The 8730-nt window shown below is 35.7% G+C and carries 7 protein-coding genes; 2 read left to right on the plus strand and 5 right to left on the minus strand.

All coding sequences use genetic code 11. The features are described 5' to 3' along the window. The coding region (locus AC1M84_RS14040) for a BapA/Bap/LapF family prefix-like domain-containing protein (protein ID WP_481595208.1) at positions 1–1111 on the minus strand (1111 nt) is incomplete at its 3' end. A gap of 320 nt (positions 1112–1431) precedes the next feature. Here AC1M84_RS14040 and AC1M84_RS14045 point away from each other — a divergent pair. Together AC1M84_RS14045 and AC1M84_RS14050 are read left to right on the plus strand one after the other, a co-directional pair. Next, positions 1432–2502 (plus strand): zinc-binding metallopeptidase family protein, encoded by a 1071-nt coding sequence (locus AC1M84_RS14045; protein WP_481595209.1) that lies wholly within the window; start codon positions 1432–1434, stop codon positions 2500–2502. Between the two features lie 78 nt (positions 2503–2580). Next, a complete protein-coding gene (locus tag AC1M84_RS14050; protein WP_481595210.1) occupies positions 2581–3342 on the plus strand; it encodes a 3-oxoacyl-ACP reductase in 762 nt (253 codons plus the stop codon). Positions 3343–3398: 56 nt separating this feature from the next. On the opposite strand, the gene AC1M84_RS14055 is transcribed toward AC1M84_RS14050, so the two are convergent. The 4 genes from AC1M84_RS14055 to AC1M84_RS14070 form a co-directional block, all read right to left on the minus strand. After that, on the minus strand, positions 3399–4292 hold the full coding sequence (locus tag AC1M84_RS14055; RefSeq protein ID WP_035270286.1) for a LysR family transcriptional regulator: 894 nt from the start codon (positions 4290–4292) through the stop codon (positions 3399–3401). A gap of 166 nt (positions 4293–4458) precedes the next feature. Beyond that, the gene (locus AC1M84_RS14060) at positions 4459–5757 is read right to left on the minus strand and encodes a DcaP family trimeric outer membrane transporter (RefSeq protein ID WP_481595211.1); all 1299 of its coding nucleotides are present in this window, start codon (positions 5755–5757) and stop codon (positions 4459–4461) included. Between the two features lie 83 nt (positions 5758–5840). After that, a complete protein-coding gene (locus AC1M84_RS14065; protein WP_035270292.1) occupies positions 5841–7211 on the minus strand; it encodes an MFS transporter in 1371 nt (456 codons plus the stop codon). A gap of 386 nt (positions 7212–7597) precedes the next feature. Continuing rightward, positions 7598–8512 (minus strand): LysR family transcriptional regulator, encoded by a 915-nt coding sequence (locus AC1M84_RS14070; protein ID WP_035270297.1) that lies wholly within the window; start codon positions 8510–8512, stop codon positions 7598–7600. Positions 8513–8730 lie beyond the last annotated feature (218 nt).

Here is an 8730-nt window from a genome sequence, read left to right on the forward strand (position 1 = left end):
TGGTAACTGTTTTAGCAGGATCACGACCATCAGCAACGAGTTGTAAAGCTTCATTAATTTCTTGTTGAAGTGCATCACGTGTTTCATCAGTGTATCTTGCTGACTCTTCCAACTCTGCATTGTCATCAAGTTTCTTTTGAAGTTCATTCGCCTTCGTTTCAAGCGCGACTAAATCCGCTTCTGTAGCAGGCATATTTTCAAATTCTTGCTGTGATTCAGTTTTTAGATTATCAACAGCATTATTTAGTTCATCACGAGCGTTGTTTACATCATCAATGCTTGGCTTATCACCAATATTATTATTAAAGTCATCTACAAGCTTTTGAGCTTCTTCAATTTCTTTTTCTAATTCTGATTTAGTTTCATCAGTATATGGATCATTTGGATCTTCATTTTCCAACTTATCCTTTGCATTTTCCAAATCAGCTTCAAGATTATTAATTGCTTCTTCTAATTTAGCAGCATCTTTAGCTTCTTGATCTTTTAAAGCATCTTCAACAATAGAAATTAAATCATCAGCCGTCTGGTCAAGTAATTCTTGACTTGATTCTGGGTCTTTTAAAACAGCTTCTGCATCATTAATAGCATTTTCAACTCGCTGTTTTTCATCACCATCCAATTGATTTAATGAATTTTTAGCATCATTGATTGCATCAACTAATTTGCTGAGATCTTTGGAAGGTTGTTTTGTGTCACTTGATCCATTAGCAGCATCAAATACAGCAACGCCAACTCCAACTGCACCTAGTGCAAGTGCACCACCAGCTAACCAATTATTTAAGATTGTAGCGCCAGTTCCAGCACCACCTTCTAGTAACGCTTCTATGCTTTCTAAAGGGTTGTATTCTACATTTTTGAAATCAAGAACAAACATCTCACTATTTTGGTTACGGAAAACTAAATCAGATGTTTCATAATTGAAGTTTTCTAGGGTTATTGTTTCCCCATTATTAAGTTTAATAATGACCTGATTATCATTCACAATCAGCTCTTGAACATCTTCAGGAGCCACGTCGATCATTACAACTGAGTCTTCAACAATTTTAATTATATTGCTTTCTGAAGTGATCGTATTATTCAAGGTTTTTTTTGAGATAATCTGAGTTTGCATATACAAAATACCCATAGATTTAAAGAAATTTTACTTGATAGCATTAAACGATCATTTAGTTTTCTAATCAAGATTTTTTTAGATTAAAAATCATATATTTCAATATATTGTGATTTACATCACACTATTTTTTAATAAAATTGATTTTATTTTATACAGTAACTAAATGATCTTAGTTATACTGCTATTTACAAATTCAATACGTTGATTACTTATTGTTCATCATTTTTCTTGCTTTTAATTTTCATTATTTAATTTCAGAAACACAAATTTTTTTTGAAAAAAGCAATGGTATAATCTCAAAAAAATGAATAATTTTTATGAAATTTTTTTCTTGCGCGCAGTGCAATCGGCAAATCTTTTTTATGAATTCTACATGTACTCATTGTGGAATTAATTTAGGATATGTTGTAGAAGAAAAAGAAATGGGAAGTTTCCATAAACATACTAGTCAGTTGTGGAAATCTATTAATCCCAAATTCAAAAATAAACTCTATAAACCCTGTTTTAATTATTTGCATCATCATGTATGCAATTGGATGATTCCTGCAGAAAGTTCTGATATTTACTGTGACTCTTGCAAACTAACCTCTATTATTCCAAATTTAAATAATCCTGATCACACCATCTATTGGAGCAGATTAGAGCATGCGAAGCGTCGTTTCCTTTATATGATGCAACAACTAAATATCATGCCGAGACCAAAAAAAAATGATCATGATCAATTTGGACTTAGATTTAATTTTTTGATGCCCGAACCAGATCTTCCTGTTTTAACTGGGCATGCTCAAGGTACAATTACATTAAATGCAAGTGAAGCAGACGTCGTATACCGCGAAACAACCCGAATAAAAATGGGTGAAAACTATCGAACCCTACTCGGTCATTTTCGCCACGAAAGCGGGCATTACTATTTTGATCTCATTCAAGAGCTTCGACCAGATCTCATTGATGCGTTCAGAGTAATGTTTGGAGATGAACGACAAGATTATGCTGAGGCTTTAAAGCGACATTATCACGAAGGTCCACCCATAGACTGGCAGAAAAATTTTATTAGTTCCTATGCAAGTGCTCACCCATGGGAAGATTGGGCAGAGACTTGGGCACATTATTTACATATGATGGATACCTTAGAAACAGCATACTATGCGGGTCTGAGTGTTCAATCTAAACGTGCTGATCTCCCAAGTATGACGATCGAAGAAAATCCGATTGGTGCTAAAAACTTTGAAACTGTTTTACAAAACTGGTTAATCATCACTTTTAACTTAAATGCACTTAATCGCAGTATGGGTTTAGATGATGCATACCCATTTACGCTATCAGATAAAGTCTTAGACAAGCTCAGATTTATTCATCACAAACTATTAGAAATTTCATTTCAAAAATAACTATTTTTGCTTTATCAAAGGTTGAAGTTACTTATTATTTAAATACAATCTTCACCAAGTCTTATTGATTGTGTGTAAATGAAAATAAACGAACAGATTGTACTCGTTACAGGTGGGGCACGAGGCCTTGGCTTGGCTATTACCAAGGCATTATTGCGCGAAGGCGCTCGTGTCGTTGTCAATTATCATAGTAGTCATGAGTCCGCTCAGACATTAAAACTTTCACATCCTGATCAAGTTTTTAGTTATCAAGCGGATATTACTGATGTAGATCAAGTTTCAGAAATGTTTAACGCTGCCAAACTGCATTTTGGTGAAGCTATTCATTCAATTGTGAATAATGCACTCGTTAGATTTAAATTTAACGGGGATGCAAGACCAAATATTTCACAAATACAATGGAATGATATGCACACTCAGTTTGAGGGTGCTGTCAAAGCTGCCCTTAATACCACTCAAGCCGCTTTAGCCGACATGAAAGCTAATCGATTCGGTCGAATTGTGAATATAGGAACAAACTTGGTGCAAAATCCTGTTGTGCCATATCATGACTATACTACTGCAAAATCTGCCCTTCTCGCATTGACGAGAACATGTGCTCATGAATTAGGTGAGTTTGGAATTAATGTCAATATGTTGTCTGGTGGATTACTTCAACAAACTGATGCAAGTAAAAGCACGCCACAGGAAGTTTTTGATTATATTGCTTCCGCTACTCCCTTGCGTAAAGTAGTCACTCCTGATGAGTTTGCTTCAGCCATTTTAATGTTTTTGTCACCGTACTCTAAAGCTGTCACTGGTCAAAATTTAATAGTGGATGGCGGTTTGGTTAAAAATTAATAACGATGCTTAGAGCTTAGGCTATTTTTTATTTAGGGAATAGCCTACCTATAATGTTATTTTACAAGGATTTCATGAAACATATGTCTAAGCCATTGATGGCTGGTCTTATGATGACAGGACATATGCCAATATTGTTTAACACCATAAGTCGGGAAAGCAATGGGTGCATCAAAGATTTTTAAATTTCCTCGTGATAATAAAACTTCGCTTAAATAATAAGGCACTGTAGCAATCGCATCAGTTTCTTGAACAACAAGACCAACACCAAGATAACTTGGTAATCGCATTAAAATATTTCTTTTAAGTTCAAGGTTTAACAGCTCATTTTCAATATGGTAATGCCCCATTCCCGCATCAATATCAATGTGTGATTCTGCCAAATACTGTTCTTTGCTGATTGAATCTCCCGTTAAACGAGGGTGATCTTTTGCTGCAATTACAACATAATATTGCTCGAATAGTTTTTGTTGATAAAAGCCATTTTCCAAATGAGGCAGAAATCCTAATGCAAGATCAATTTCACCATTTGCCATTTGATAACTTGTTTCAGAAGTTATTGGCCGTACATTTAATCTGACATGAGATGCTTTTGCTTTTAGATATTGGGAAATCTTAGGCAGTAATACTAAATGCGAAACATCAGTCATCGCCAAGGTGAATTGTTGATCTGATATAGCTTCATCAAAATCGATCGTAAAATTATTAATCGCTTCAACCTTACTTAATGCTTCACTGACCAATGGGAATAATTGCTTTGATAATTCCGTCGGGATCATTTCATTCCCAATTCTTAAAAAAAGCGGATCGTTATAATGTTGTCGAATTTTATTAAGAATATTACTTACAGCAGGTTGACTCATTTGCAATTGTTCAGCAGCAATCGAGACACTTTTAAATTTGTAAACATGAAAAAAAATACTGAGTAATTTGCAATCTAATTCGTACACGAAACGCGCCTTCTCCTAGTAGATGAGAATCTAAAGTCAAATAAGATCTCATAGTACTTTTATATTTTTATTTTTTCTAGGATCTATTCTGACATTCTCTAAAACCATCCCATAAAAAAAGAGCGAAAAATCGCCCTTTTTTTATCATCATCCAAGCTGGAATCATTTAGAAATTATAAATTGCTACAGCACTTACACGATTATCCTCACCTGTGTTAGAACCATTTGGCGTAGATACCACAGCTTTACGCTCACCATACACATATTCCAACCCAAGGCTAATCGGTTTGATCGGGCTATAGAATGCATTGACCCAACCTTGCCAAAGTTCTTTATTCACCTCATTCAACTTAATACCAAGTTTATTTGTGGTTTCATGATAAAGACCTGTTTGATAAGCGGCACTTACATCTTGATTCATATAACCAAACCCAACAGTTCCACGCCATTGAGGATTAAATTGCTGCGTTAGACCTATCGTAATTGAGTCAAATTCATTCTCATCTAAAATTTGACCAGATGAATTTCGGCTGATACCAGAATTCGTCCATGAAACGAAACTGCTGTCACCTTTTACATGATAATAGTCAGCTTTCAGTGTAGTTGAAGGAGCTAACTTATATTGCAAACCGAGTCCTACGCCCCATGCAACGACTTCATCAACCTCTGTTTTCTTTTCGTTAACCATGGTACGTAAACTGAGTTTAGCATCATCATTTAACTGATGGTTCAATCGTGCTGTGACTGCAGGTGTACGCATTTTTGATAACCCATCTTTTGGATCTTCAGCTGCAATGACTAAACCTGTTGCTGGCGCTAAATTCATACTATAACGAACTTGAGGGGTTCGTTTTACAGCACCACCAACATAACCTAAGGCATCAATCGTTTCAGGCATGTAGTCTGGTACAGCAAAGTTAGACCAAGTTTGACCAATTAACCATTTATCGTAATTCATATAAGCATGACGTATACGAAGATTATCTAATCCAGCTCCACCCAAAAAGTCGACTTCAACTTTACCTGAAACTTTTTTATCATTAATTTGACTATGAATATCCAAACCTAAACGTGTTGCTGATAGAGTCGACTTAAGCTGATCACTCGCCTCATTATTACCGGTTAAAGGAACTTTATTAATATTATTATATAGGCGATCTGCCGCACTACCTTCGGCTTGATATGAGGCATCTAGACGAACATTACCATAAAAATTAAAAGTGGTATCTTTACCAACATTTAATTTTGGTTGTGGTCTAACTGATTCTGTCTTTAATGTCTCAATCGATTTTGCCTGCACAACAGCATTCTTCTGTTGTTGTTCCATCATTGATTTAAGTACTTCAATTTCTTGACGTAGTTGCTCTATTTCAGACTGTTGTGGACTATTCGCGTATGCTGCAGTAGATGTTAAAACAGCTAATGAGATTAAACTTAAAGTAAAAGGTTTGTTTGAAAAGATCATCCTAATCTCTCTTATCCTATAAAATGGTTTAAAAGTCTAAGTAACAGCCACCTTCTGGCAGCTGTCTTATTTATAAAGAATTTTTACTGAGTTTGTTCTACGACTTTAGAAGAGTGTACAGATTCTTCCTGAGCAATTTTACCATCTACTGAATTTTTCAGATTCACCATGAAAATTGCTAAGGCTGCAATCACACCAGGAATTGCGATGACCAAGAAATTCATTTGGTGCGGAAGTTCCATGGTTAACAAAGCACCGGTGAGTACTGGACCTACGATTGCACCTATTCGACCAATACCAGATGCCCACCCCATACCAGTTGAACGAACTGTTGACGGATAATATTGTGCGACGAATGTATAAAGTAGAATTTGTGAGCCAATCGTTGCAGCGCCAGCGATTGCAATTAGCGTATACAACACGATTTGTGGACTATTAAAGCCGAGAAGGATAAGTGCAAGTGCACCGCACACGAACATAATTGTAAGTACTTTTTTGATGTGGAAACGATCTGCAAGATATCCACCACCAATTGCACCCACCATACCACCGATATTTAATGCAAATAGGAAGATCATACTTGCACCAAGCGAGTAACCCGCTTGAATCATAAGTTTTGGCAACCAGCTTCCTAAAGCATAAACCATAAGTAAACACATAAAGAATGCGATCCAAAACATGAATGTACTAAAGGTACGACCTTGCTGGAATAATGCTTTTAAAGGAGCTTCATCACCTGCTGTGACTTCATCTAATACAAATTGAGTGTCAGCAGTAATATTTTTTTCAGGTGCAATTTTCTTTACATTAATTCGCACTTGCTCGGTTTGGTTTTTGTTGGTCAGGTACATTAAAGATTCTGGTAGGAATTTCCAAATCAACGGCAATGCGATTAAAGGCAATGCAGCGATATAGAACATAATTTTCCAGCCATATTGTGGAACTAACCAAGCACCTAATAATGCTGACGTCATACCACCAATTGCATATCCACTGAACATAAGGGCAACTAAAGTACTTCTAATTCGCTTAGGTGCATATTCAGTCATTAAAGCAACAACGTTAGGCATCACACCGCCAATACCCAGACCAGCAAGAAAGCGTAAAATACCAAATTCAGTCGGATTTGATGCAAATGCCCCCAAAAATGTAAATCCACTGAAGATTGCCACACAAATCATGATGGTTTTTTTACGACCAAGCTTATCTGATAATGTACCAAATGACATAGCACCGAACATCATCCCAAATAAAGCTGTACTTGCTAACAATCCAGCTTGTACTGAAGTTAATGCCCATTCCTGCATTAATAAAGGTAATGCAACTCCGTAAATGACAAGATCATAACCATCAAAGATAATAATCAATAAGCACCAAAACAATACACCCCAATGAAATGGTGTGAACTTAGCATCATCAATCACACGATTGATATTTAATTTGTTTGCTTCCAAGGTTGCGCCTCCTGCAAATAAACTCTCCAAAAATATGACGCAACATTGACTTAAAGCTGAAAAAATGTCCAAAACCGAATATATCTATATATATACCTTCAAGGTCTAAATAATCTCGAGGGCTTATTTCTATTATGATTGAATGAAAATTAGACGAATAATTACTTAAAAAAAAAATTCTTTGAGAATTTCTAATTTGAATTTTTTATTGCAACCTACTTTTTCTTCAAAGTTAAAATTATTTGTTTGAAATTTATCAAAAAAAATTAAGCCCCTTTTCGGGGCATAAGCTAAAGTCGTAGTTATTTTGAGTATTTAAGATTTTTGATTGCTATTTTTTACCCAATAGCTTTAGACCTAAGTCTAATTATTGTATTAGACCCTATCTAAATTAAATTTCTATCATACTTAATTGCTTCTAAATCATACACTTGGTAAATACAATCTATTAGAGACATGATGTCCTCGCTCTCATCTAGATTACGTATCGTCATAAATACTGGACTTACTGCAGTTTCATCTAAAATTGGGATGTAAAGCAAATGGGATAGCTGAATTGATTTCGCACTTTCTGGAACAATACAAATACCTTCACCAGCTGCAACCAAACCAAGAGATAGCTGAATTTCTCGCACCAAACGTATATTTTTAGGTTCTAAATTATATTCTGCAAACAAGGCTTGGACTTGAGTTGCAAAGCTAGGGGTTGTATGGCTAGGGTATAAAAAAATATTTTCATCAGAAATATCAGATAGATAAACACCTTCTTTTTTTAAACTTAAAGGATGACTCGCATGCACTGCCATCATTAAGCGCTCTTCACGAAGCAAAATTCGCTTCAATGCTGGATCTGAAATTCTAAGCCGCCCAAATCCAACATCAATCTTCCCCTCTTTGAGTGCTTTAACTTGTTCTAACGTGGTCATTTCAACAAGTTCAATCTTTAAGTGGGGTTGCTGCTGCCTATATAAATATACAATTTTAGAAAGCAGCCCATAAAGCAGTGACCCGACAAACCCCATTGTTACTGTACGTTCAACTAGACCTATACGCTTTGTCATAGACTTAACTTCTTCAGCATTGGCAAGTAATTTCACTGCGTGCTGATAAAAGAAATAACCGGCTTGTGTTGTTTTTAATGGGCGGCTACCTCGCTCAAATAAAGCAATGCCAAGCTCTGATTCCAAATTTTGAATTTGTCTACTTAATGGTGGCTGCGCAATAAATAACTTTTCGGCTGCTTTTGTAAAACTTTGTTCTTCTACCACTGCGACAAAATATCGTAGATGTCTAAGCTCCATGACTTCCATACCTTTTAAATATATTAAAATGCAAAAATGATCTTCGACTCTATTTTTGCATTCTTTTAAGGTATACCACATGAAATACACAATGCAAGAATGCGTAGAGTGGAAATGATTACATCAGTTGAAACCTTGCTCGTTGAAATCCCGACGATCCGCCCACACAAGATGGCGGTCGCAACGATGCAAACTCAAACCTTAGTCCTCATTAAAAT

The sequence above is a fragment of the Acinetobacter sp. 24-47-66 genome (genome assembly GCF_056779755.1).

What these genes read in the sequence shown, in the direction of transcription:
- AC1M84_RS14045 (WP_481595209.1), top strand. Translation starts at nt 1,432, where the DNA reads ATGAAATTTTTTTCTTGCGCGCAGTGCAATCGGCAAATCTTTTTTATG.
- AC1M84_RS14050 (WP_481595210.1), top strand. Translation starts at nt 2,581, where the DNA reads ATGAAAATAAACGAACAGATTGTACTCGTTACAGGTGGGGCACGAGGC.
- AC1M84_RS14060 (WP_481595211.1), bottom strand. Translation starts at nt 5,757, where the DNA reads ATGATCTTTTCAAACAAACCTTTTACTTTAAGTTTAATCTCATTAGCT.
- AC1M84_RS14070 (WP_035270297.1), bottom strand. Translation starts at nt 8,512, where the DNA reads ATGGAGCTTAGACATCTACGATATTTTGTCGCAGTGGTAGAAGAACAA.